Source organism: Catenuloplanes atrovinosus (genome assembly GCF_031458235.1).
Classification (GTDB): domain Bacteria; phylum Actinomycetota; class Actinomycetes; order Mycobacteriales; family Micromonosporaceae; genus Catenuloplanes; species Catenuloplanes atrovinosus.
Genome location: NZ_JAVDYB010000001.1, coordinates 4,517,533 through 4,541,696, shown reverse-complemented (window position 1 = coordinate 4,541,696; position 24,164 = coordinate 4,517,533). Strand labels below are relative to the sequence as shown.

General features: G+C 72.7%; 18 protein-coding genes. 1 reads left to right on the top strand and 17 read right to left on the bottom strand.

Annotation, left to right across the window (positions count from 1 at the left end; translation table 11 throughout):
• Positions 1-40 precede the first annotated feature (40 nt).
• Together J2S41_RS20260 and J2S41_RS20255 are read right to left on the bottom strand one after the other, a co-directional pair.
• Positions 41-1,210, bottom strand: a complete 1,170-nt coding sequence (locus J2S41_RS20260) for an AbfB domain-containing protein (RefSeq protein WP_310369473.1) — start codon at positions 1,208-1,210, stop codon at positions 41-43.
• A gap of 181 nt (positions 1,211-1,391) precedes the next feature.
• Positions 1,392-2,348, bottom strand: coding sequence for an NADP-dependent oxidoreductase (locus J2S41_RS20255; protein WP_310369472.1), 957 nt, complete (start codon positions 2,346-2,348; stop codon positions 1,392-1,394).
• A gap of 440 nt (positions 2,349-2,788) precedes the next feature.
• Here J2S41_RS20255 and J2S41_RS20250 point away from each other — a divergent pair, with 440 nt between their 5' ends.
• On the top strand, positions 2,789-4,462 hold the full coding sequence (locus J2S41_RS20250; RefSeq protein WP_445343928.1) for a protein kinase domain-containing protein: 1,674 nt from the start codon (positions 2,789-2,791) through the stop codon (positions 4,460-4,462).
• Between the two features lie 39 nt (positions 4,463-4,501).
• On the opposite strand, the gene J2S41_RS20245 is transcribed toward J2S41_RS20250, so the two are convergent.
• The 15 genes from J2S41_RS20245 to J2S41_RS20175 all read right to left on the bottom strand — a co-directional run bounded on the left by J2S41_RS20245 (position 4,502) and on the right by J2S41_RS20175 (position 23,976).
• Complete coding sequence (locus J2S41_RS20245) at positions 4,502-5,641, bottom strand: caspase family protein (RefSeq protein WP_310369470.1); 1,140 nt, start codon at positions 5,639-5,641, stop codon at positions 4,502-4,504.
• Positions 5,638-6,021, bottom strand: a complete 384-nt coding sequence (locus tag J2S41_RS20240) for a hypothetical protein (RefSeq protein ID WP_310369469.1) — start codon at positions 6,019-6,021, stop codon at positions 5,638-5,640. The genes J2S41_RS20245 and J2S41_RS20240 overlap by 4 nt, the downstream gene beginning before the upstream one ends.
• A gap of 372 nt (positions 6,022-6,393) precedes the next feature.
• Complete coding sequence (locus J2S41_RS20235) at positions 6,394-8,073, bottom strand: helix-turn-helix domain-containing protein (protein WP_310369468.1); 1,680 nt, start codon at positions 8,071-8,073, stop codon at positions 6,394-6,396.
• A gap of 75 nt (positions 8,074-8,148) precedes the next feature.
• Positions 8,149-9,255 carry an o-succinylbenzoate synthase gene (menC, locus tag J2S41_RS20230; protein ID WP_310369467.1) on the bottom strand — a complete coding sequence of 369 codons (1,107 nt, stop codon included), beginning with the start codon at positions 9,253-9,255 and terminating at the stop codon, positions 8,149-8,151.
• Positions 9,252-10,175, bottom strand: coding sequence for a GNAT family N-acetyltransferase (locus tag J2S41_RS20225; RefSeq protein WP_310369466.1), 924 nt, complete (start codon positions 10,173-10,175; stop codon positions 9,252-9,254). The genes menC and J2S41_RS20225 overlap by 4 nt, the downstream gene beginning before the upstream one ends.
• Before the next feature lie 32 nt (positions 10,176-10,207).
• A complete protein-coding gene (locus tag J2S41_RS20220) occupies positions 10,208-11,365 on the bottom strand; it encodes a M20/M25/M40 family metallo-hydrolase (RefSeq protein ID WP_310369465.1) in 1,158 nt (385 codons plus the stop codon).
• A gap of 2 nt (positions 11,366-11,367) precedes the next feature.
• Entirely contained in the window at positions 11,368-14,682 is a 3,315-nt protein-coding gene (locus J2S41_RS20215) for a serine hydrolase (RefSeq protein ID WP_310369464.1), read from the bottom strand.
• A complete protein-coding gene (locus J2S41_RS20210) occupies positions 14,679-15,428 on the bottom strand; it encodes an ABC transporter ATP-binding protein (RefSeq protein ID WP_310369463.1) in 750 nt (249 codons plus the stop codon). Before J2S41_RS20210 ends, J2S41_RS20215 begins: the two co-directional genes overlap by 4 nt.
• Complete coding sequence (locus J2S41_RS20205) at positions 15,425-17,254, bottom strand: dipeptide/oligopeptide/nickel ABC transporter permease/ATP-binding protein (RefSeq protein ID WP_310369462.1); 1,830 nt, start codon at positions 17,252-17,254, stop codon at positions 15,425-15,427. The genes J2S41_RS20210 and J2S41_RS20205 overlap by 4 nt, the downstream gene beginning before the upstream one ends.
• Positions 17,254-18,234: an ABC transporter permease gene (locus J2S41_RS20200; RefSeq protein WP_310369461.1), complete on the bottom strand. Its 981-nt coding sequence runs from the start codon at positions 18,232-18,234 to the stop codon at positions 17,254-17,256. Before J2S41_RS20200 ends, J2S41_RS20205 begins: the two co-directional genes overlap by 1 nt.
• On the bottom strand, positions 18,231-19,802 hold the full coding sequence (locus tag J2S41_RS20195) for an ABC transporter substrate-binding protein (protein WP_310369460.1): 1,572 nt from the start codon (positions 19,800-19,802) through the stop codon (positions 18,231-18,233). Before J2S41_RS20195 ends, J2S41_RS20200 begins: the two co-directional genes overlap by 4 nt.
• A 174-nt stretch (positions 19,803-19,976) precedes the next feature.
• Positions 19,977-21,173, bottom strand: coding sequence for an FAD-dependent monooxygenase (locus J2S41_RS20190; RefSeq protein WP_310369459.1), 1,197 nt, complete (start codon positions 21,171-21,173; stop codon positions 19,977-19,979).
• A 2-nt stretch (positions 21,174-21,175) separates the two neighbouring features.
• The gene (locus J2S41_RS20185; RefSeq protein WP_310376425.1) at positions 21,176-21,571 is read right to left on the bottom strand and encodes a DUF2255 family protein; all 396 of its coding nucleotides are present in this window, start codon (positions 21,569-21,571) and stop codon (positions 21,176-21,178) included.
• A gap of 136 nt (positions 21,572-21,707) precedes the next feature.
• The gene (locus J2S41_RS20180) at positions 21,708-23,060 is read right to left on the bottom strand and encodes an aldehyde dehydrogenase family protein (protein ID WP_310369458.1); all 1,353 of its coding nucleotides are present in this window, start codon (positions 23,058-23,060) and stop codon (positions 21,708-21,710) included.
• Between the two features lie 79 nt (positions 23,061-23,139).
• Complete coding sequence (locus J2S41_RS20175; protein WP_310369457.1) at positions 23,140-23,976, bottom strand: SDR family NAD(P)-dependent oxidoreductase; 837 nt, start codon at positions 23,974-23,976, stop codon at positions 23,140-23,142.
• Positions 23,977-24,164 lie beyond the last annotated feature (188 nt).

The window sequence follows — 24,164 nt, the reverse complement described above, 5'->3', positions numbered from 1 at the left end:
GGCGGCCGGGCACCACCGGCCGCCTTCGTTCATGCCTGGGTCAGGACAGTGACGAGACGACGAAGAAGGAGCTGTCCGTGCGGAATTGGTCCGAGTCCTCGTACGGGTCGATCCACACCTCCGAATTGCGGTGCCGGAGGTAGTGGCCGGGCTTGTTGTACGACTCGAACATCAGCGATCCCTCGACCGCGCCGGGCCTGGCGCAGAACGTGATGTCACCGTGGAACACCTCAAGGTTCTCCAACGGGCTCATGTAGACCCGGTACGCCCAGTGCCGCAGGTACCGGTTGTCCGGTCCGGCGAACGAGTAGCAGGCGGAGTCGGAGAAGCCCGGCACCACGGTGAAGGTCGCGTCGGCGCGCTCCACCGCAGTCGAGCCGGACGTCATCGTATCGAGCCACATCATCTCGTCGTCGTGGAATCGCAGGTACCGGTCGGGGAAGTTGCCGGCGCGCAGCAACCGTTTGACGCCGGTCGGCAGTAGCGCCCTCGCCATGGGCGTAGCGGCCTTCGGTGCCGGTGCGGCCGGTGGTGGCGCGGCCGTGGTCCGCGACGCCGACGGCGCCGGGCGGGCCGGCGACGGTGCCGTGGGCTGCGTGGGCTTCGGTGCGGCACTGGTGACGGCAGGTTTCGCCAGGTTGAGCGTGGTGCCGGCGTTCGGTGCCGCGCCGCCGCCATCCAGGGTCGGCTGCTTGGCGTACCAGGCGGCGTACTGGTTGACGAGGTCGACGTACTCCCGTACCTGTGCGGGCACGCCGTTGACGGCTTTCACCGCGGTCAGGCCGGCGCGGTAGGCCGCCAGCGCCGCGGTCCAGCGATCCCCGGGTATCCCGGCCACCCGTACCTGACCGACGAGGTCGCACATGTGGTGCGCCAGCGCGGTGATGGCGGCTCGCCGGTCGTCGCGACCGGCGTCGCGCCACGGCATCCACCGTTGCCAGACGGCCGTGGTCAATCCCACCCCGTCCCGGTCCGGAGCGGAGTGGGCGGTGTTGGCCTGTAGCTGCGCGGCGAGCCGGGCGGCGGAGACGGTGGGACAGGACCGTGCCGCCTCCACGACGGCGATGACGTCGGCGGCGGACAGCGGCGTGCTGGGCCGTTTCTCGGACTCCGCGATCGCCGCACTCCACTGGAAGGCCCCGATCGCCGCGATGACGACCGCTAGCGCCATGGCGGCGAGCGCGGTGGCCCGCTGCCGGAGGGAACTCATGGCGCGCCATCGGCCGGAGATGGCGCGCCAGCGAGGAGGATTGAATGGCCGGCGATCCCGTCCGTCGGGTTCCGGCCTCCGTTCGGTTACCGAGGGTCCCACTGTTCCCGTCTCTCCGTGTGCCAGTTCCGTCGTCAGGTGACGATCGAGCACCGCGGGCGGTTCATGTGGCCCACCCGGCTCAGGAGACGGTCTCGCCCAGCCGCTGTCGGCGTGACGCGGGCGCCACGTGCAGCACCCGCTTGCCACGTACGTGGCGCGTTCCGAGGTCGCGGTACGCCTGGCGGACCTCGTGCAGCGGGTACGCCCGGGTGATCGGCACGGTCAGCCGGCCCTCGGCGATCAGCCCGGCCAGCCGCGACCAGATCCGGGGATCGTCGGCCTGCTCCTGAGCCTGGTGGTGCACGCCGTAGCGGTGCACCGCACGGCCGTCGGCGATGGTGTTGATGCGCGACGGCGATACGCCGAGTGCGATCGCCGCGTCCACGTTCCCGGCGCCGAACGTGTCGATGAGCGCGTGTACGCCCTCCGGTGCGGCCTGCCGGAGGCGTGCCTCCAGACCGGGCCCGTAGCGGACCGGGACGATGCCGAGCGAGGCGAGGAACTCGTGGTTGCCCTCGCTCGCCGTGCCGATGACCCGTGCGCCGTGCAGCGCGGCGAGCTGGGCGGCGTAGCTGCCCACGCCGCCCGCGGCGGCGGAGACCACCACGGTCTCGCCGGGCCGAGGGGCGACCGCCTCGACTGAAGCCCACGCGGTCGCGCCGACCCCGGCGATGGTGGCCGCCGCGTCCCAGCCGATGCCGGACGGAAGCACCGCCACGGTGGAGACGCCGGCGGCCACGAACTCGGCCTGTGCCGCGCGCGGGGCGAAGCCGATGACCGGCTGGCCGGCCACCAGGCCGGTCACGCCCGCGCCCACCTCGGCGACGACGCCGGAGAAGTCGTTGCCCTGGCCTTCCGGGAACGTGGCCGGCCACATGGTGGCGAAAAGGCCCTCCCGGATGCCGATCTCGCCCGGATTGAGCGCGGCCGTCACCACTTCGATGAGTACCTGCCCGTCCCCCGGCCGAGGCCGGGGGACGTCGGTGATCTCCAGTACCTCAGGGCCGCCATACCGGCGGAACCGCACCGCTTTCATGACTTCCTCCTATGCGTTCCGGGCCGCTTCGGGAGACCCGGCCGCCGGAACGCCGCCGAGGCCTAGGACCATCCCGGCACGCGCCGTGGATCACAGTGCGTCGGGAGACGTTTCAGCGGGCCCGCGCGTTCACGGCCCGGCCGATGAGCCTTCCTATTCCGATCGTTTACCGTACCGTCCGGTAGTAATTGGTTCGATGCTCTGTGAATTCCTGGAATTAACGCAGTCCGTCTGCTGTAAAGATCTGCGCTAGGGAAAACTCCCGCGAGTTCTCACGCATTTCGTAATGGAGCACGCTCTCTCGCCGAAAAGGCGTGAGAAATGCGTCATCTCTCGTTCAGTGGTTGCGCGCACCGGTATGATCGTGTGCCGTGTCCAACAGACCCCAAGATCTCATCACTGGCCGGTATCGCCTTCTTCGCCTGCTCGGGCAGGGTGCCATGGGCAGGGTCTGGCTCGCCGGAGATGAGATGTTGCGACGCGAGGTCGCGCTCAAAGAACTCATTCTGCCGGCCGGGCTATCCGAGCCTGAGAAGGCGGACCTGCGCGAACGCATGCTCCGTGAGGCTCGCGCTATCGCCCGTGTGGACCATCCGAATGTGGTACGGGTTTTCGACGTCTTCCGTGACGGCGGAGAGCCGTGGATCGTCATGGAATACGTCCGATGCCGGCCGCTGAACCGGGCACTGGCCGAGGACGGCGCGATGGCTGTCGCGCAGGTTGCCCGGATCGGGCTCGACCTGCTCGCCGCGCTCGCCGCCGCGCACGGGGCCGGGGTGATGCACCGGGACGTCAAGCCGGGCAACGTCCTGCTGGCCGACGAGGGCCGGGTGGTCCTCACCGACTTCGGGCTCGCCACCGTCCACGGCGACTCCGGCCTCACCCACGCCGGCCTAGTGATGGGCTCACCCGCCTATGTGGCACCCGAGCGGGCGCACGGCGACCCGGCGCGGCCGGAGTCGGACCTGTGGTCGCTCGGCGCCACCCTGTACGCGGCGGTGGAGGGCCGTCCGCCCTACAGCCGTTCCTCGGCGATGGCGACGCTCGCGGCCCTCGCGACCGAGCTGCCTCCGGCACCACGGCATGCCGGCGCGCTGCTGCCCGTGCTGGAAGGACTGCTGCGCCGCGATCCGGCCGAGCGGATCAGCCTGGCCGAGGCTGGATCGCTCATGCGTCAGGCGCTGGGCGGCGCGGCCACGCCCGGGGTCGCCGGCGCCCGGGCGGGCGCCGGCGGCAGTGGACGGGACGCGGTCACGGACAGCGACGATCATCGGGGAGCCACCCAGACCTGGGCGGCCACGCCGCCCGCTCTCGCCGCCACGGAGGACACCCTTCGCGCCGCGGCACCGGCGGCTGACGGATGCGCCGCGGCGGACAAGGGTTCCACGCCGGACGGGCACACCGTCACCGGGCCGCCTGTCCGGCGTCTCAGCCGCTGGGCGTCGATCGGTACGGCCCTGGGCGTGCTGGTGCTCGTGGTCGTGGCCGCCGGGGCGGTACCCCTGCTGGGCTGGTTCGTCAGCGCCGAGACCGAACCGGTGGCGATAGCGCCATCCTGGCAGGTCCCGGCCGTCGTGTCCGCGGAGCCTGCGGTGCCGTCCGCGAACTCCACCCCCGTGGCGTCGGCGTCGCCGTCACCGTCTCCGTCGGCGCGGCGGTCGCGCAGCGCGAGCCCGGCCGCATCGAGGACCAGGGCGGTGGCGGCCAGCTCGCCCGCGTCGATCACCCCGGTGGTGTCCGGCCGCATCATCGTCAACGTCGGCACGTCGAAGTGCCTCGGCATTCCGGGCAGCGATCCGGCCACCACGCTGCCGATCCACATCTGGGAGTGCGACGGCACGCCGGGAACCAGCTACACGCTGCCCGGGGACGGCCGGGTGCAAGCGGTCGGCGGGTGCCTCCAGGTGGACGACACGGCCGCCGGCAGCAACCTGCACCTGGCCGCGTGCGACGGGGGCTGGAAGCAGCGCTTCTCCCTCAACGGCTCCGGTGACCTGGTCAATGTCCGGGCGAACCGCTGCGTCGAGGTGACCGACGGCAGGAACGACAACGGCACCCTGCTGCGACTGGCGGACTGCAACGGGAGCGTGCCGCAGAAGTGGTACATCGGCTGAGGCGGCGGGTGTCCCGCCGCCGGGGCACCCGCCCACGGGCTACCGCCGCCGGCCGAGCAAGCGTCGTACGTCCCACACCAGCACACACACCAGGGTGATCAGCGGGATCAGGAACATCGCGTTGATGAAGAACACCGAGCCCTCGTCCCGGGAGGCGCCGTCACCCCAGGTGATCCACCCGACGATGAGCGCGCCCAGCAGGAACCAGGCGATGCCGAGCCAGAGCAGCACTCGCCCGGCCCACACGGCGGCGGCCCGCAGCGCGGTCCACCATGCGCTGCCCGCGTGCTGGTCCGCACCGGATCGGGCGGGCGCCGCCACGGCTGGCGCCGGGTGTGTGGTGACGCCTCGCGGCGCCGGACGGGAAGCGGCCCAGGTCGCCCCTCTGCCGGGCCAGCCGCCGGGAGGCCGCTGGGCGACGATGAGCACACCCTCGCCGGAACGCATCTTGCGTGGCCGTTGCGGCGACGGCCCGGAGACCACCCGGTCGTAGACGTAGTCGTAGAGTTCGTCGACGGTGATGATCCCGTCTCCGGTCGCGTCGGCCTCACCCGAGGCGATGCCGGCCACGATCGCCTCGGTGAAGTAGGACGGTTTGACCACGGGGAACTGGCCGCTCGCCGAGTCCTCCAGGCTGAACTCCGTCTCGCCGGACGCGGTCAGCACCGCTACCCCGCTGCCTTCGGGCAGGTCCCGCATGAGCGCACCGACGTTCGGCGCCGGCGCCGACTTGGCCTGCATGCCGCGCAGGAAGGCCCCGCTGAAGCAGCAGTCGATGAGCATCGTCGTGGCCTTGGACCTGCTGGCCTGGAGGCGATCGCGCACCCACGACGCCGACACCGCGGTCGCGCCGAGGAAGTCCTGCTGCGTGTCGGTGAACGCGAAGAACAGATCACCCTGCGGGCTCTGTACGCCGTGACAGGAGAAGTAGAGCAGGTGGCTGTCCGCCGGCCGTGCGGTGCGGAAGAACCGTTCGATGGCCAGCTCCGCCTCCTGGGAGGTGCAGTTGACCAGCGTCTCGACCTCATAGCCGGAGCCGCCGGGACCGGCCAGCACGTCACGCAGCGCGTACACGTCCTGTTCGGGCGAACGCAGCGGCGGGAACGCGGGATCCGAGAAGGAGGCGCAGGCCAGCAGCAGCGCCCGGCGCCGGCGCGCGGCGGTGACAGGGGCCGTCATTCGACGACCGGCACGGTCGCGGCGACCTGCTGGAGGTAGGCCGCGACGATCGCGTCGCGCTGCGCGCGGGTGACGGTGCCCTTCAGCCGCTGTCCGGCCACCTCGATCTCGATGTCCCGCGGCTGCCGGCGCAACCACGACCCGACGACCTCGATGATGCTGGCGACCACCGCGGGTGCGGCGGCGACCAGCAGCGCCCCGTACGTGACGGCCTCGCCGGCCTTCGCTCCTGGTGGTGCCGCGCCGGCGCTGACCTGCCGCACCGAGTCGACGTCCAGTTCGAGCAGCAGGCCGCGGAGGTTCCGGCTCAGAGCGGCCAGTTCCTCGTCGTCGAGCCCTGCGCCGTTGATGTCGATGCGAAGTCCGGATGTGGGTCCCACGAGACAACTCCCAGGCTGAGGATCGCCGTTGCCGCCGGGTCGCACGCCGTGCCGAGGCAGGGGGCGACGGGTCGGCCGACTGTTCGGCTCGCGGCAGAGCGCCGCCGCTTCGTCGGCGCCGACGCTATCAAGGCCGGGGCCGCGGAAAAGCCGCTCGAATCGAGAACCATACGGTCCCGTCGATCGTCATCTGTGCGGAGCAGACCGATCACTTCCGCGCTCGGGACACCGTGACGACGGCGCGGCGGATGCGCGGTCCACGCGGCCGCAACTGCGCGGGACGGTCACCGTGCCCGTCTCCGCGGCCCGGCGGGACCGGCGCCGCCCGCGTCCCGGCCGGGCCGGGCGCGCGGCCCGGCGGTGTCATGTTTGTCACCGCGTAACCGGCGAGCGGTCCTCCGGACACGGGGGCGGCGCCGCCACCACCCGTAGCTGCAACATGGCCGCGAACCGGGCCTCGGGGTCGCCGAGATCGAACTCGCCGACCTCGGCGACGCGACGCAGCCGGTATCGGAAGGTATTGGGATGCACGTAGACGGCGGCGGCCGCGGCGGCCACGTCACCGAACGAGTCCAGCCAGGCGCGCAACGTCTCCACCAGGTTCGCGTTGTGCTGGGCGTCGTAGGCGAACAGCCGCGCCAGCGCCCCGGTCGGACGGTCCCCGCGGGCGGTGACCAGATCGCGCAGCTCCAGCAGAAGCGCCTGCACGTGGACGTCGGCCAGCGTGGCGGCCCGGTTACCGGTGCCGCCCGCGTCGCGCAGCACCCGCAGGGCGCGGTCCGCGCTGATCCGAGCGCCGGGTAGCGCGGCCGCGTCGGCGGCGACCGGGCCGATGCCGATGACGGCTCGTGCACGCGGCCCGATGCGGTCGAGGAAGTCGGTGGCGATCCGGGCCGCCCGTTGCTCGCCGTCGGTGGCGCGGACCGGCAGCAGCCCGTACGTGACCTCGCTGATGACCGCGGTCGCGCACCGCGGATGCACGGCGCTCAGATGCATGGCGAGCCCGTCGCCGAGCCGCTGCCGCTCGGTGGCGAGCCCGGCGCCGTCGCCGAGCGAGCCGGTGTCGGTGCCGAGAACGTCGAGCGCGAGCACCACGACGGGCTGGTCGGCGAGGCCGAGCCGGTGCAGCGCCTCCCGCGCCCCGGTTCCGCCCTCCAGCGCGGTGCCCAGTAGCTCGGTCCGCAGCCGCCGCTCCACGTCAGCTCCGGCCCGGATCCGCAGCAGATGCAAGGCCACCAGCTTGGCGGCGTCCGCCAGCGCCCGCATGCGGTCGTCGCTCAGCGGTGCGCGTACGGCGGCCCAGATGGAGCCGAGCACCTCGTCGCCCGCGCGGACCGCGACCGCGACGCGCGGCAGCGCGACCTCGTCGGTCCTCGTCACCGTCGGCTGCAGGTAGAGCGGCCGGTCGGTGCGGTACAGCTCGCGCAGAATGCCACGTTCGTCGAGCAGCCGCGAGTACCGCTCGGGCACCTGGCGGCCGAGGATCGTCTCGATCCGGGACTGGTCGGCCTCGTCCTGCCTGCCGGAGAAGGCGAGGACGCGGCCGCCGCGGTCCTCGAAGGTGACGGGCGCGTCGAGCAGCGCGGCGACCGCGTTCGCCAGCGCGAAGAGGTCGCCGGAGGGAAAGCCGCCCAGCGTCTCGGTGCCGAAGCCACCCACGTCGCCCTCCGCCAGCAGCGCCCGGAGCAGCGCGGCGAGCTGGGTCCAGGAGGCGCCGCGGGCGAGCCCGAGCAGGACGACGCCGGCGTCCTCGGCCGCGTCGGCGAGTGCGGGCGGCACGTCGAGCGGTGAGCGCAGCACGAGCGCGGACGCGTCGCGCCGTCCCAGCTTCCGCAGCAGCTCGATGATCTCCTGTGGGTCGCGCAGGCCCACGCCGAGCACCAGCGCCCCGTCGGGCAGTGCCGGTTCGTCGAGCGGATCGTGGATGACGACGCCACCGACGGCCGTGATCCGGCCCGGGTCGCCGTGCAGCACTTCGAGCAGGGTGTAGCCGAGGTCGTCGAGGACACGACGCAGACCGGTCTGCGGGCGGAGGTTCACCGAAGTCGACACCGCCCCACGCTAAAGGTCGGCGACGGGGGCGAGCTCGTACGGAGGGACGAAAAACCGTCCTGGATCGGTGCAATTCTACAAAGCGATCCACTCCGTCCAGGTGGTCACCGCGTCCAGCCGCGCCGGGTCCGGCATCACACCGATACCCGGCCCGGCGGGCACGTCCAGGTGTCCGTCGCGGAGAACGAACGGCGCGGTGATGTCGGCGTCGAAGTAGCGCCCGGAAGCGGAGGTGTCCCCGGGCAGCGTGAAGCCGGGCAGGGCCGCCAGCGCGAGGTTCGCCGCCCTGCCGAGCCCCGTCTCGAGCATCCCCCCGCACCACACGGGTACGCCGTGGGACACGCACAGGTCGTGGATGCGCCGCGCCTCGAGGAAACCCCCGACCCGTCCCGGCTTGATGTTGACCACCGCGCACGCGCTGAGCCGGATCGCCGCGGCCGCCGTCCTCGCCGACGTGATCGATTCATCGAGGCAGACCGGCGTGGTGAGCATGCCGGCCAGGCCGGCGTGGGCGAGCAGGTCCTCCTCGTCGAAGGGCTGTTCGATCAGCAGTAGCCCGAACGGGTCCAGCCTGGCCAGGTGCGGCGCGTCGGCCGGCGAGTACGCGGTGTTCGCGTCGACCTGGAGCAGCACGTCGTCGCCGAACCGCTCGCGCACCGCGCGTACCGGGGCCACATCCCAGCCGGGCTCGATCTTGAGCTTGATCCGGGCGTACCCCTCGTCGAGGTAGTCGGCGACGACATCCAGCAGGGCGGGGATGGAGTCCATGATGCCGACCGACACGCCGCACGCCACCCGGTCGCGGGTGGCGCCGAGTTCCCGCGCGAGCGACCGGCCCTCCGCGCGGAGTTCGGCGTCCAGCACGGCGGTCTCCAGCGCCGCCTTCGCCATCCGATGTCCCTTCACCGCGCTCAGCGCCGGCGCCACGGCCGGCCCGTCCGACCGGCGGGCCCGGGCGAGTGCCGGAATCAAGAACCGGCGTAGCACGTCGGCGGCCCCGTCGGTGTACTCCGGGGAATAGCCGGCCCCGGACATCGCCACACACTCGCCCCACCCCTCGGCCGCATCGGTGACCACGCGTACCAGCAGGACGTCGCGCACGGTCTCGGTGCCGAAGGAGGTGCGGAACGGTGCCACCAGCGGCATGCTGATGCGGCGCAGCTCGACTCCGCTGAGCGTCATCGCGGGCTCCCCGCGGGCCGGACGACGTACCAGCCGGATCGGTCGAAGCCCGCCACTCGGCCGCCGCCGGTCAGCAGCGGCGCGAGCGTCTCGCGCAACGCACGCCGCCACTCCCCGGCGAGGCCGGGATCGCGGGTCCGCATCGTCTCGATGTCCTCCGGCACGGCCACCAGCACGCGAGACGCCCGCGGCGCGGCGCTGGGGGTGCTCGGCGCGCCGCCCGGCCCGCGGCCGAGCGCGATCTCCGCTCCGTGCCGCCGTTCGGCCTCGGCGTCCCGGCCGTCCGGGAGCCCGCCGCACGCCAGGACCACCGAGGGCGCGTTGAGGTGCCAGCGCACGTGCAGCCGGTCGGAGGCGTCGGCGCCGTTGAGGTCGTCGTGCATGACGCCGTAGAAGTCGGGCAGGTACTCGTCCGCGGTCGCCGCGAGCTTCGCGAGGTTGAAGTAGGCGTTGCGGCTCACCAGCGGGTCGAAGGTCCAGCCGATCTCGGTCGCGCCGTGCCGCAGCGCCCAGGCGCGCTGGTCCAGCTTGAGCGCGAAGCCGACGTGGCGGGTCCGCCCGGCCGTGGACACGCCGGTCAGATGGCTGTGCAGCGTCTGCTCCGCCGGAGGGGTGAAGAACCCGACCCCCACGCCGACGGGAACGCTTCCCCGGAAAGCCGCCCCGACGTAGTTGCCGGCCTTGGTCAGAGCGCGCAGCAACTCCGGAGTGACCAGGGGTCGGCCCGGCTCGGTGCGCCAGACACCTTCGACGAGCTGGCACACCTGCTCGATCTCGGCCAGGCCGCTCACCTGCCGAATCGTCACGTCCGCGGCGTCGGCCGCGGCTCGCGCGACGGTGTCGGCGGCGAGAGCATCAAGATCCTCAGTGGGTACGCCAGGCGCGCCGGTATCCGGCGGAGAGCAGTCCAGATTGGTCACGGGAAACATGTTCGTCATCTCGGCCGGCTCCGTCATGGTCGTGGCACACCGATCGTGGCGCCGGAGTTGGTGCCGTCGCACGGGTCCGCGAGCAGATCCGCCGTGAGCGCGGTGAGCAGCGCGGTGCGCTCTGGCAGGAGGTCGATCAGGACGTGCTCGTCCGGTCCGTGTGCCCCGCCACCGACCGCGCCCAGCCCGTCCAGGGTGGGCGTCCCCGCCGCGGCGGTGAGGTTGCCGTCGGAGCCGCCGCCGACCGCCGCCGCGGCCGGAACCGCCAGTCCCAGCCGCCGGGCCGTGCGACAGGCCCGGTCGTACAGCCCGGCCGAGGCGGACCACGGCAGCGGCGGCCGGTCCGGTCCGCCGGTGATCTCCAGCCGGGCTCCGCCGAGCACCGGCTGGAGCCCGCGCAGCGCACCGTCCACGCGCGCGAGTTCCGCCGGGTCGGACGCGCGCACGTCCACCGCGAACTCACCGTCGGCGGGCACGGTGTTGGCGCTAGCTCCGGAGGTCAGCAGTGTCGGTGTCACGGTCGTGCCCCTGGCCGGGTCGGCCAGTGCGTCGGTCCGCAGGATCTGGTGGGCCAGCTCGACCGTGGTGTTGACGCCGTGTCCCGGTGCCAGGCCGGCGTGCGCGGCGCGGCCGAGCGCGCGCACGACGTACCGGCCGAGGCCCTTACGCGCGGTTTTCAGCGCGCCACCGCCGGCGGCGCCCTCGAGCACCAGGGCGGCCGCGCATCCGGCCGCCTCGGCCTCGATCACGCCGCGGGAACCGGGCGAGCCGATCTCCTCGTCGCCGGTGATCAACAAGGTGATCCCGCCGGGTTCGCCGAGCACGGCCAGCGCGTGGAACGCCATGGCCACGCCCGCTTTCATGTCGAAGCAGCCGGCGCCGCGCAGCACGCCGTCACGGACCTCGTACGGATGCGTGGCCAGGGAGCCGACCGGCCAGACCGTGTCGTGGTGGCCGAGCACCAGTACCCGGCCGGGCCGGTCACCGAGGCGCCACAGGAGATGGATTCCGTCGATGCGCCGTGGCGCGCGGCCCAGCAGCGCCGTGCCGATCCGGGCCACGAGGTCGGCGCTGCGTGCCACGGCCGCTGCGTCCGCCGACGGAGACTCGCAGTTGATCAGCGCCTCGATGGTGCCGAGCAGATGTGGCAGGCTCGCGCGCGGGTGCGAGGACGGGTCCACGGTCAGCTCACCTTCGGCGTGGCGCGCACGCCGAAGTGGACGTACCGTTCGCCGCCGGCCAGCCGGTAGAACGTCACGGGGGTCCACGTGCGGGAGTTCGGCAGCCGGGTCACGAACAAGTTTTCGGCGACCGGCATCAGCGGGTGCACGGTCACCGGCTCCGGGGTGAGCTCCGCAAGCGGTCCCGTGACGGTACGGCGCAGGATCGGGCCCTCCGGCGTGTCCAGCACCTCCAGCCGGGTGCTGGCGCGTTCGTACACGCCGGTGTGCGCGGCGATCGAGACCTCGACGGGTTCCCGGGGCGGGGCCAGCGGCGCCGGGACCGCGATCCCGGCGATCTCGGCGAAGACCTCCCGGTAGACGTCCTCGTAGAGGTCCCGGGCGTTCTCCGCGTTCGTCAGCAGCGCGACCGCCAGCCCGGCCCCGGGCACGATGCGCAGATAGGCGGACTGCCCGATGGTGTTGCCGTCGTGGCCGACGAGCCGGTGCCCGTCCCACTCGGTGCGCATCCAGCCGAGCCCCCACGAGTCGCCGAGCGTGTGCCGGTCCGGCAGTTCCACCTGAGCGGCGGCCATCTCCGTCACGGCCGCCTCGCTGAGCAGCGTCGCGCCGTCCGGGGCGCGGCCGCCCGCCAGGTGCAAGCGGGCGAAGGTGAGCACGTCACCGGCGGTGGCGCTGATCAGGCCGGCCGGGCCGACCGATCGCGGTAGCTGCCACACCGGGGCCTTGACCAGCCGGTCCCCGTCCCGCACGTGGCCGACCGCGGCACGGTGCAGCAGCGCCTCCTCGGGGAGCGTGCCGGTGCGCGCCAGGCCCAGCGGCGCGAACAGGCGCCGCCTCATCGCCTCGTCCCAGGTCCAGCCGGTCAGTCTCTCGATGACCCGGCCCGCCAGGACGAACCCGGAGTTGCAGTACGACCAGGTGGCGCCGAGCGGGTGCACCTGCGCCTCGTCGCGCAGTCCGGCCACGTAGCGCTCCACCGCGTCGTCACCGCGCCCGGTGTCGGTGAACACGTCACCGTCGATACCGCTGGTGTGGGTGAGCAGGTGCCGCATGGTCACGCCCTTGGCCGTGTCCGGGTCGGCGAGGCGCAGTTCCGGCAGCACCTTCGTGATCGGCGCGTCGAGATCGAGCAGTCCTTCGTCGGCGAGTTGCATGACCACCGTGGCCGTCCACACCTTCGAGATCGAGCCGATCTGGAACACCGAGTCCGGGGTGACGGCGACGCCGGTGTCGAGGTTGAGCACCCCGTGCGCGACCTCGATCCGCTCCTCGTGGTCCGCGGCGCCGATGCGCAGGATGCCGAGCGTGGCGCCGGGGACGCCGTGCCGTTCGGCCAGGACGGCCAGGCGGCGCCGCCAGTGCTCGGTGCGGATTGGAGTGGATCGTCCGCCGGCGTACCGCTCGACCCAGTCGACGATGCGCCGGTTCCAGTCGCGCCGGTGCGACGGAGGGCCGTCGAGGATGAACGTGTGCGTGCCCCCTGGGTAGAGCACCAACTCGGCCGACACGCCGCGTGCGCGCAGCGCCGCGTGCCACTGGTGGGCCTGCCCCGGCGGGGTGACCACGTCCTCGGTCCCGTGCACCATGAGGGTGGGTGTGCGGACGTCACCGACGCGGGTGAGCGGGCTCATCGCCGCGTAGCGGTCGGGACGGTTCCAGAACGGCCCGCCCCACTCGACGGCGGTCAGCGGTGGGCCCTCCGCCGACGTGCCCGCCATGCTGGTCAGGTCGCTGACCATGCCGCCCGCGACAGCGGCGGCGAACCGGTCGTCGCGCCCGGTCAGATACGCGGTGAGGTAGCCGCCGTAGCTGTAGCCGGTCACCGCGAGCCGCCGCGGATCGGCGATGCCCTCCTCGACCAGCGTGTCGACGGCCTCCCACAGGTCGCGGGCGTCGGCCTCGCCCCAGGCACCGGCCGCGGAGGTGTAGAAGTCCTCGCCGTAGCCGTCGCTGCCGCGCGGATTGACCAGCAGGATCGTCCATCCGCGGCGGGCCAGTACCTGGTGGTAGAGATGCACCTCCTCGGCGCCGGCGTGCCAGGCGTTGTGCGGGCCGCCGTGGATGTCGAGCAGCAGCGGCGAGGGGCCCTCGGTGGCCGGGTCGCGGATGGTCCACCCGGCCACCACCGTACCGTCGGAGATGCGGAACTCGCGTTCCCGGCGCGGCAGCAGCGGCAAGTCCGGGGGCGTGTACGAGGTGCGGACGGTCATCTCGCCGGCCGCCGCGGCGAGATCCACGACGGCGATCTCCCCGAAGGAGGACGGCGTGCCGAGGACGACCGCGACGGTATCGCCGGCCACGGACAGCCCCGCCACCGTGATGCCGTCGCCGGCGATGAGCGGCCGGGGGCCGCTGTCGCCGCCGAGGCCGGTGGCGTAGAGGTGCGTGCATCCGCGGTCCCGCGCGCAGAAGACGACGGTCCGGCCGTCCCCGGCCGGTCGTGCCACCCCGCCGGGGTACGCGGGTCCGCCGGGCATGACGGCGCGGTCGAGCGCGGCGGTCAGATCGGTGGCCGGGCCGCCGTCGATCGGCACCAGCAGCAGCCGGGCGAGCCCGGCCGGTGCGCCGAGATGCCCGGTGACCAGCAGCCCCGCGCCGTCGGCGGTCCAGACCGGCCGGGTGCCGGAGCCCTCCCGCAATCCCACGGTACGGACGCCGCCGGCCGGGTCCGTGAGGTCGACGACGTGGATCGGTGACCGGGTGGTGAGGTCAGCGTCCGGTGCGCTGGCGGACGCGAACGCCAGCCGGGCGCCGTCGGGTGACCACGCGGGCTCGCCGGCGTCCCAGTCGCCGTCGGTGACGCGCTGGACGTGGCCGGTGGCCGTATCGAGCACGTGCACGTGCCGGCGCCGGCCACCGCGCGGCCGTGGGTCGTCGAGCCGGTGTATCGCGTACGGGTGGCGAGGCGGTTCCGGAGTGTCCGCCGCGGCCGGGTCGGCCTCGGCGGTGAACGCGAGGCGGGTGCCGTCCGGCGACCAGACCGGCGGGCCGGCGCCGAACGGCAGCGACGTCACCGGCTCCGGTTCGCCGCCGCCGCGGGGCAACGTCCACACCTGCGGTACGTCGTCACCTCGCAGGAAGGCCAGGCGCCTGCCGTCCGGTGACCAGGCCGGCGCGGTGTCCGCCGGGCCGCGGGTGAGCCGGCGCGGCTCACCGTGACGTGTCCCCACCGTCCAGATGCCGCGCACGATCCGGTCGGCGTCCCGGTCGTCGACGCGCAGAACGTAGGCGATCTCCTCGCCGTCCGGGGACAACGCCGGCTGTTCCGGCACGGCGATGGGAGCCGCATCGTCGGTGTGATCGGGTCGGGTCACCGGATACTCCTTCGGCAGGCGGGGCCGGCGGTGGCGGCGGTCAGCAGCGACCGGGTGTACTCGTGCGCGGGCGCGGCCAGCACCGTGTCGGTGGGGCCGGTCTCGACGATGCGCCCGCGCCGCATGACCGCGACGGTGTCGCTGACGTAGCGGACCACCGGCAGGTCATGGGAGATGAACAGGATGGTGAGGCCGAGGCTGCGCTGTAGATCCCGCAGCAGGTTCAGTACGGTGCCCTGGACGGACACGTCCAGCGCCGAGGTGATCTCGTCGGCGACGATCACGTCGGGACGGGCGGCCAGCGCGCGGGCGAGCGCCACGCGTTGCCGCTGTCCGCCGGAGAGCGCCGCGGGCAGCCGGCTGGCCAGGTCGGCGGGCAGACCCACCAGTTCCAGGTGGCGCCGGGCCTCGGCGCGGCGGTCGGTGCCCCGCGGCATCGCCTCGGCGATCGACGCGCCGACCGTCATCCGTGGGTCGAGTGACGAGAACGGGTCCTGGAAGACCAGTTGCAGCGGGCGGCGTCCGCGCCGGGGCACGGGCCGGCCGTCGAGGCTGACGCTGCCACCGGTGAGCGGCACCAGGCCCGCCGCGGCGCGGGCGAGCGTGGACTTGCCGGAGCCGGATTCGCCGACCAGGCCGACGACCGTGCCGGCGGGCACGGTGAGGTCGACGCCGTCCACGGCGGTGATGCCGTGCCGGCGGCCGCCGAAGCGCACCGTGGCGTTACGGAAGGCGAGTTCGTTCACGACGGCACCGACCGGGTCAGCGGCCGGTCGGCGTGCCAGCAGGCGACTCGGTGCCCGCAGCCGCCGCCGGCGTCCAGTTCGGGCATCGCCTGTCGGCAGCGCGCGGAGGATCGGGCACAGCGGTCGGCGAACGCGCAGCCGGGTGGCACCGACGCCGGATCCGGTGGCCGGCCGGGGATCACCGTCAACGGCCGCGTGCGGTCGGTGGCCATGTCCGGCATCGCGCCGATCAGAGCCTGGGTGTACGGGTGCCGGGCCTGATGCAGGGCGGTGGCCGGCACGTCCTCGACGATCCGGCCGGCGTACATGACCAGCACGCGATCGCAGACCCGGCGTACCACGCCGATGTCGTGGCTGATCAGCAGCAGGGCGGCGCCGGTGGACCGGCGTACCGAGTCCAGCAGGTCGAGGATCTGATGGCGTACGGCCGCGTCCAGCGCGGTGGTCGGTTCGTCCGCGATGATCAGTGCCGGGGCCGCCATCAGCCCCATGCCGATCATCGCGCGTTGCAGCATGCCGCCGGACAGCTCATGCGGAAACCGGCTGAGCTGTGTCTCGGGCCGGCGCAGTCCCACCTCGCGCAGCCGGTCGATCGCCCGGTCCCGCGCGGGGCGCCGGCCGAGGCCGGTGTGCCGCCGGGCGACCTCGGTCAGCTGTGCGCCCATGCGCAGGGCGGGGTTGAACGACGTCATCGGGTTCTGGAAGACCATTGCCAGCCGGGAGCCGAGCCAGCGGTCGGAGAGCGTGGCCACCGGCGCACCGTCGAAGTTCAGCCGGTCCGCCGTCACCCGCCCCGGCTCCTCGATGAGGCGGGCCACGCCGAGGGCGGTGAGGCTCTTGCCGGACCCGGACTCGCCGACCACGCCGACGGCTTCGCCTGCGGCAATCGTGAAGCTCACTCCGCGGACCGGCTCGGCACCGGGGAACGCCACGCGAAGGTTCGACACCTCCAGCAGCGGCCCACCAACGGACGGTGGCGGTGGCGGGGACGGCACCGCCGGGACACGCGGCAGCGGCCGGGCGGTCGGGCGCAGCTGCGCGGCCAGCGCCTCGCCGGTGAGATTGAAGGCGAGCGCGGCGACCACGACGGCGACACCGGGGGCCAGCGCGACCGCCGGGTGCAGGTAGATCGTGCTCAGACCGTCGGCCAGCAGACGACCCCAGTCGTAGGACGGCGCCTGCACGCCGAGACCCAGGAAAGACAGCCCGGCGAAGGCCGGCAGCACAGCCCCCGCGGTCCCGGCGGCGTTGACGATCAGCGGCTCACCGACGTTGGGCAGCACGTGCCGGACCAGCATCCGCCAGCGGCCGACCCCGGCCAGCCGTGCCGCGGCGATGAAGTCCTGCCCCCAGACGCGTGCCACCAGGGTCTGTGTCAGCCGGGCGACGGCAGGTGCGCCGGCCAGACCGATCGCCAGGACCGCGCCGCGCGCTCCCACGCCGAAGACCACGGCGAAGAACAGCGCTGTCAGCAGGCCGGGAAAGGCGACCGCCACCTGCACGGCCGCGGCGACGAACCGGCCGGCCCGCTCCCCGAGCAGTACGGCGGACGCGCCGAGCAGCACGCCGACTCCCACCGATATCGCGGTGGCGGCGAAGGCGAGCGACACCGACAGCCGGGTGGCCACCAGAACCCTCAACAGCACGTCGCGTCCGAGTTCGTCGGTGCCGAGCCAGTGCGAGGCCGACGGCCCCTGGCCGAGCGCGGTGGTGTCCACGGCCGCTGCCCGCGCGCCCCACAGCGGGGGAGCGGCCACCGCCGCGGCGAGCACGAGCAGGAGCAGGCAGAGGGCGGCCACGGCTACCGGGCCGCGTGGTGGGCGCATCAGCTCTCCCGGATCGTTGAGCGAGGGTCGAGGAATGCCAGGGCCACATCGACCGCGAGGGTGGTCAGCAGTACGCCGAGGCCGTAGACCAGCACCACGCCCTGCACCACCGGATAGTCCTTGGCGAGGATCGACGAGACGAACGTGCTGCCCAGGCCCGGCCATGCGACGACGTTCTCCACCAGGACGGTGCCGGCGACCATCGCGCCGAGCAGCAACGCGCCGAGGGTCATGGTGGCGGTGAGCGCGTTCGGCACCGCGTGACGCAGGTAGACGGTGTGCCAGGGGAGCCGTTTGGCGCGGGCCGTGCGGATGTAGTCGGCGCGCAACACCTCCAGTGCCTCCACCCGTACGATGCGCGCCAGGAGCGCGCCCGGTGCGGCGGCGAGCGCGAGGACCGGCAGCACGTAGGAGTCGGGTCCGGCCTGGCCGGCCACCGGCAGCCAGCCGAGCCGGACGCCGAACAGGTAGACCAGCCCCACGGCGACCAGGAACTCCGGTACCGCGGCGACGACGCCGCTGGCCGAGGTGAAGGCCAGTTCCGCGGGACGGCGTCGCCCGCCGCGTGTCACGGCCGCCATGACCAGCCCGGCGGGTACGGCGACGGTGACCGCGCAGGCGAAGGCGAGCACGGCCAACTGCGCGGTGGCGGGCAGCCGGTCACCAATCACGTCCGAGACCGGTAGCCCGGTGGTCATGGAGGTGCCCCAGTCACCGGTGAGCAGGTGTCCCAGGTACCGCAGGTACTGCGTCCAGAGCGGGTCGTCGAGGCCGAGCGCGGCGCGGCGGGCGTCGACCACGGCGGCCGGCGCCGTCGCGCCGAGCGCGGCGCGTACCGGATCGCCCGGTACCAGGTGGATCATCAGGAACGCGGCGGTGGCGAGGACCCACACCGAGATCAGCAGCCGGGCGCCGCGGCGTGCGGCGAAGCGCAGCCACGGACGGCCCCGCGCGCTGCCGGCCACGGCGGCGGCCGTCATCGGAGCATCCGGATCGAGCCCGGCAGCACGCTGCCCTGACTGAGCGCGAACTCGGCGCCGGTGCCGAAGGTGGGGCGGGCGCCGTCAGCGAAGGGCACGACGTCGAGGTCCCGGAGCAGCGCCTCCTCGGCGGCGGCCCACTCCGCGCAGGCCCGGTCACCGGACAGCGAGGCGGCCTGCCCGGTCGCCGCCATGTAGGCGTCGTTGGAGACCGCGGCGAAGTTCATGCCGTCCGGCGGCGCGGACCCGGAGAAGAACGGGACCAACTCGCTGGGCAGCACCACGCCGAGCGGTACGAACGCGACACTCCACGCGCCCTGCCCACCGATGATCTGTGTGCCGATCTCGGCCTCGGTCACCGCCGTCAACGTCACGGTGATGCCGAGACCGCTCCACGCCTGCTGGGCCAATTCCGCGCCGGCCTGCATCCGCGGACCGAGACTCGACGGGTAGTACAGCGCCAGCGACAGCGGACGCCGGCCGTCGGCGCCGGCGGGGTAGCCGGCCCGGTCCAGGGCAGCGCCCGCGGCGGCGACGTCGTGTCCTGGCAGGTGGGCGGTCACCGTGTCGAGGCCGCACGGTCCGAGGCCGGGAGCGACCAGGGAGGTCGAGGGCCGCCCCTGGCCGCCGGTGACGACCTGGGCGAGCGCGCGGAGATCGAGTGCCTGGGTCAGTGCCCGGCGGACCGCGTCGGAGGCGCCCGGCATGCCCGCCCGCTGGTTGAACCACAACTGGCCGGCGGTGGCCAACACCTCCCGGGCGAAGAGGTTTCGCGCGCGCAGGCGCTCACCGTCGGCGCCGGCCACGGTCGCGGCGTTGACCTGATCGGACAGCAGCAGATTCGCGGCGGTGGTCTCGTTCGGGATCACGCGCAACACCACCGTGTCCGGCAGCCCGGGCTGATCGGCGCGCCAGTCCCCGGGCCCCCAGGCGTACTCCCTGCGTCTGGTCAGCGTGTAGTGGTCGTCGGGCACGGCTTCGGTGAGGGTGAACATGCCGGTGCCGTCCGCGCCCCGGGCGAGCATGGACCGGTCCGCCAGGCCGCGATCGCAGACGATGTGCAGCCCGCCGACCATCCGGTCCAGGAAGGCGGTGGCGGCCGGCACGGTCACCGTGACGGTGCGCTCGGTGTCGTCGGCGGTGGCGGACGCGCCCGGCGGTACGAAGATCCCGAGTCGTGACGAGCCGTTGGCCGGGTCAGCGACGAAGGCGATGTTCCGGGCGACCGTGCCGGCGGTCAACGGGGAGCCGTCGGCGCAGGTGATGCCGGCGCGGAGCGTGAAGACGGCCTCCGTCGGCGTGGCGGTCCAGGTCTGCGCGAGTCCGGCGGTCATGGCACCGGACTCGTCGATGGTGACCAGCGAGTCGTAGAGGAACCGATCCACCTGGAGGGTGGGCGACAGGGAGGTCAGGTGCGGGTCGAGGTTACCGGGGTCGGCGGTCAGGACCATCGTGAACGTCCCGCCGTCGACGAGACGCCGGCCGTCCGGCGTGCTGGAGTCCGCGCCGCACGCGGTGATGGCGACGAGCAGAGCGCAGGCGGTGACGATCGTCGGGGCAGTTCTCATCGGGCCTCCACTAGCCGGTTCCTTGCCGCAGCTTGCCGGGCGCGCCCGGCGCGGTGTTCGTCGTCGTGTCCATGAACGGGCCCGGGTTTGGTGCGGTACACCGAAGCGCCCGCCTGCGGTAGCAGACGGGCGCGGAAACGAGACGCTGGGTGATGGCCGCTGCCCGCGGTCGGGTCAGAAAGCCGGTTCGTTCGCGCGGGCCGCGAACGAACGGCTGAACTCCTGCCCCGACCGCACCAGCTCGCGGACCGTGGCCAGTCGTCTCCGTTCGTAATCGCGCAGCGCGCCCGGTATCTCCCGGCCGTGCCGTACCACCGACAGCGACTCGGCGATGGCCTCGGCGTCCTGAAGCGCGGCCTCGAAGCCGAGTCCGGTCATCGGCGTGGGTACGTGCCCGGCGTCTCCGACGAGCGCCAGACGCCCGTTGACGAGCCGGTCGGGAACGTACTCGGCGATCGGCGTCGCGGTGACGGCGCGCCGCCGCACACAGTCGAGGATCGCCTCCCGCCACGGCTGCGGCCAGTTGGCCTCGGCCTCCGCCGCGAGTTCCCGGTATGTCTCGTCCGGGATGTCCTGCGGGAACAGCGAATGCCTGACGATGCCGTCCACCACGCATCGCTGCCGCAGCAGCAGCGCGTTGTGTGTGGCGTCGCACCATGCCCAGCCCACCTGGCGCGCGCCGGGGTCGCGGGAGCCGTCCGGGCCGTCCAGCGGATACCCGAGCATGATGTAGCCGCCGCTGCTGAGGTAGGAGAGCTGGTCGTAGCCGCGCGGCCAGCGGTGGCCGGCGGGAATGGCGCTCTCCGGTGCGATGCCGATCCACAGCAGGTAGCTGGCGAACGCGGCGTCGGGATGGCGCGGGGCGACGCTGCGCCGCACGACGCTGCGATGGCCGTCCGCGCCGATCAGGACGTCCGCGTGGGCCGTCTCGCCCCGCGCCGTGACGGCCCACGCCCCCGTGTCGTCCTGACCGGCCTCGGTCACCGCGGTGCTGTGCACCATCCGCGCCCGGGGCTCGGCGCCGACCGCGGCCCGCAGCCGGTCGTGCACCGCGGTCCACGACTGCACCCGCTGGGACGTGCCTCCGGTGATCCTGCGCAGCGACGGCGCGGCGCGCCTGGCACCGGGGGAGTACGAGATGGTCTCGTGCGGCTCACCGTCCACCCGGAGGGCGGCCCCGCTGCGCGGCGACGGACCCGTGCGTTCGATCACCGTCACGCCGTATCCCACGCGGGCCAGGCTGAGCGCGGTCATCAGCCCGGACAGCGACCCGCCGACCACGATGGCGCTGCCGCGTTCACCCGCGGGGGCGAGCAGCGTGGACGGATCGGGATGCTCGACGCGGCCGGTGGCGGTGTCCTGCTGGTGCATCGTCAGTGCGCCCGGGGGAGCAGACGGATGGTGACCGGCACCGCGTGCGCACCGACGACCGTGTTGACGATCCTCGGCCCGTAGCTGTCGTACTTCGCGTGGTACGCCGCGTCGATGGCGGCGTGCACGCCCGGATCCGCTTCGGCGAAGGTCACGTCCCGTTCTATCCCGCCCGCGCGGATTCGTCCCGTGCCGGCGGCCTTCGCCCGGCGGAACCACGGGTTGTCCTTGCCGAACGCGCTGCGGATGTAAAGCTGGTCGTCGACGCGAACCACCCAGATCGTCACGTAAGGGCGAAGGGTGCCGTCGGCCCGTTGTGAGCTGATTTGAAGTTCCTCGGCCGTCCCGATGCGCGCCAGATCGGCGTCGTTCCATGTCGTCATCGCGGTTGTCATCACGTTCTCCAAGCTGAGTACACCGACGGGCGGGCGGGCGCCCGGACGCGTCGGCCGGCACGGTGCGGGGATGCCGCACCGTGCCGGCCTCGGCGTCGGATCACCGAGCCGTGTCTTGCTGTGTCGTCACGACGTCGCTTCAGGAGGCGACGCGGTACACCGATCGGGCGTTGGACAGCTCACGGAAGCCCCAGACGCCGTGGTAGCGGCCGTAGCCGCTGCCGTTCACGCCGCCGAACGGCAGGTTCTGCTCGGCCCAGTGGGTGAGCGGGTTGCCGTTGATCGTGACGCCGCCGGACGTGCTGTTCTCCAGCACCCGGTTGATGAACTCGTCGTCCTGCGAGTAGATGTAGAAGCCCAGCGGCTTGCCGAGCGTCGCGAAGTGCGCGTAGATCTCCTGCTCGTCGTCGTAGGTGAAGATCGGCAGGATGGGGCCGAAGATCTCCTCCCGCACGATCTCGGCCTCGGCCGGCACGTCGGTCAGGACGGTGGGCTCGATGACCAGGTGCTCCTCGTCCGCCTGGCCGCCGAACGCGACCTTCGCACCCCGGGCGACGGCGTCGTCGAGGTAGCCGCGGACCCGGTCGAAGTTCTTCTTGTTCACGAACCGGGCGTCGCGCTCCCACTGGTAGTCGTCCCCGACGTAGTACGTCTCGCGCACGGCGGCGACGTACTTCTCGATGAAGGTCTCCCGCATGGCGGTGGGCAGCCAGAGGTAGTCGACCGTCAGGCAGGTCTGCCCGTGGTTGTAGTTCTTGCCGAAGATCAGGTGCGGCATGATGGCGTCCAGGTCCGCGGTGGCGTCCAGGATCGCCGGCGACTTGCCACCGAGCTCCAGGGTGAAGGAGGTCAGGTTCTTCGCCGCCTTCGCCACGATCTCCCGGCCGACGCGCGGGCTGCCGGTGAGGAAGACGTGGTCGAACGGCATGTCGAGCAGCACGTCGTTGGTGCGGCGGGTGCCGTCCGGCGTGGACACCTCCGTGTCGTTGATGACCGCGACCTCGGCCTCGTCGAACGCGGCGCGGACGACGTCGCAGATGACCTGGCCGGAGGCGGGCGTCAGCGAGCTGGTCTTGGCGATCACCACGTTCCCGGCGGTGATCGCGGCGATCAGCGGGGAGAAGAACATGCCGATGGGGAAGTCCCAGGTGCCGAAGAGCAGCACGTTGCCGCGAGGCTCGTACTTGATGAAGATGGAGTGCGCCTCGGGCGAGGAGGGGGACTTCTCGACCGGCACCGGCGCCATCCACTGCGCCAGCTCGTTCTCGGCCTTCTCGATGTTGCCGAGGACCGTGTCGAACTCGTCACGGTTGTCGAGCGGCCGGCCCAGGTCGTCGTAGATGGCCTGGGCGATCTCCTTCTCGTGGGCGAGTAGCTGCTCCCGCAGCGACCGCAGCCGCTGGATCCGCTGCTCGCCCGTCGCGGCCTTCACGACGTGCCGGTGGTTGCGCTGGACGTCGAACAGACGCTGGATCTCAGACAGTTCGATCATGATGGCTCTTTCCTTTCACCCGCGGCTGTGCGGGCAGTCGAGAACGACGGTGGAATCGGGCGGGATGGAAGAAACCGGGTCAGGCATCGTCGTGCGCGGTCGCCACGGACGCGTCACGCCAGGCGGCGATCTCCTGCTCGGCGCGCTTGGACATCGCCTCGCGCCGCTCGATGGAGTCCCGCCCCAGGTAGAGGTGCGAGGGCAAGTCACCGGACGCGACCACGCGGTAGATCAGCTCCGCGCCCTTGACCGGATCGCCGAGCTGGGCGTGGTTCGCCTCGGTGCTCCACTCCAGCGTCTGGTGCGCTGGCGTGCCGTCATACTCCGGGATCCGCCGCTGCGGCAGTTGCAGCGAGGAGGCGTCGAGGAAGTCGGTGCGGAACACGCCGGGCTCGACCACGACGGCACGGATGCCGAACGCGCGAACCTCCGCGTCGAGGGCCTCGCTGATGCCGGCCACCGCGAACTTCGAGGCGTTGTAGATGCCGGTGCCCGGTTCCCCCTCGAACCCGGCGCGAGAACCCATGTTGACGACGACGCCGGACCGCTGGGCGCGCATCACGGGCAGCACCGCCCGTGTCACGTCCAGCAGGCCGAAGACGTTGAGGTCGAACAGCGAACGAGCCTCCCGGTCGTTGATCTCCTCGATCGCGCCGAGCACGGCGCGACCGGCGTTGTTGACCAGGACGTCGATCCGGCCGAACCGCTCGACGGCCTGCGTCACCGCGGCCTCGACGGACTCGTGGTCGGTGACGTCCATGGCGACGGCGAACAGCCGGTCGGAGGGCTCGAGCCCCTCCGGAAGCTGATCCACCTTGCGGGCGGTCAGGACGACGTTGTCCCCGTGCCGGAGGACCGCGCGGGCGATTTCGGCACCGAAGCCTCGAGAAGCGCCGGTGATGAACCAGGTACTCATTGCTCACCCTTTCTCTGTGCGCATGCCGATGCCTCACCGGTGCCGTTCCGCCGCCTGGCGGGGTGCCAGCCGGCGTCACGAGGCGCCGCCGCGGGACCGAAGCCCCGGCCCGGCCACCCCTCGCCTCGTGCGCCGCCTGGTCTGCCGGATGAGCGGTGCATCGGACATCTCTGCAGAGAAGACTCCCC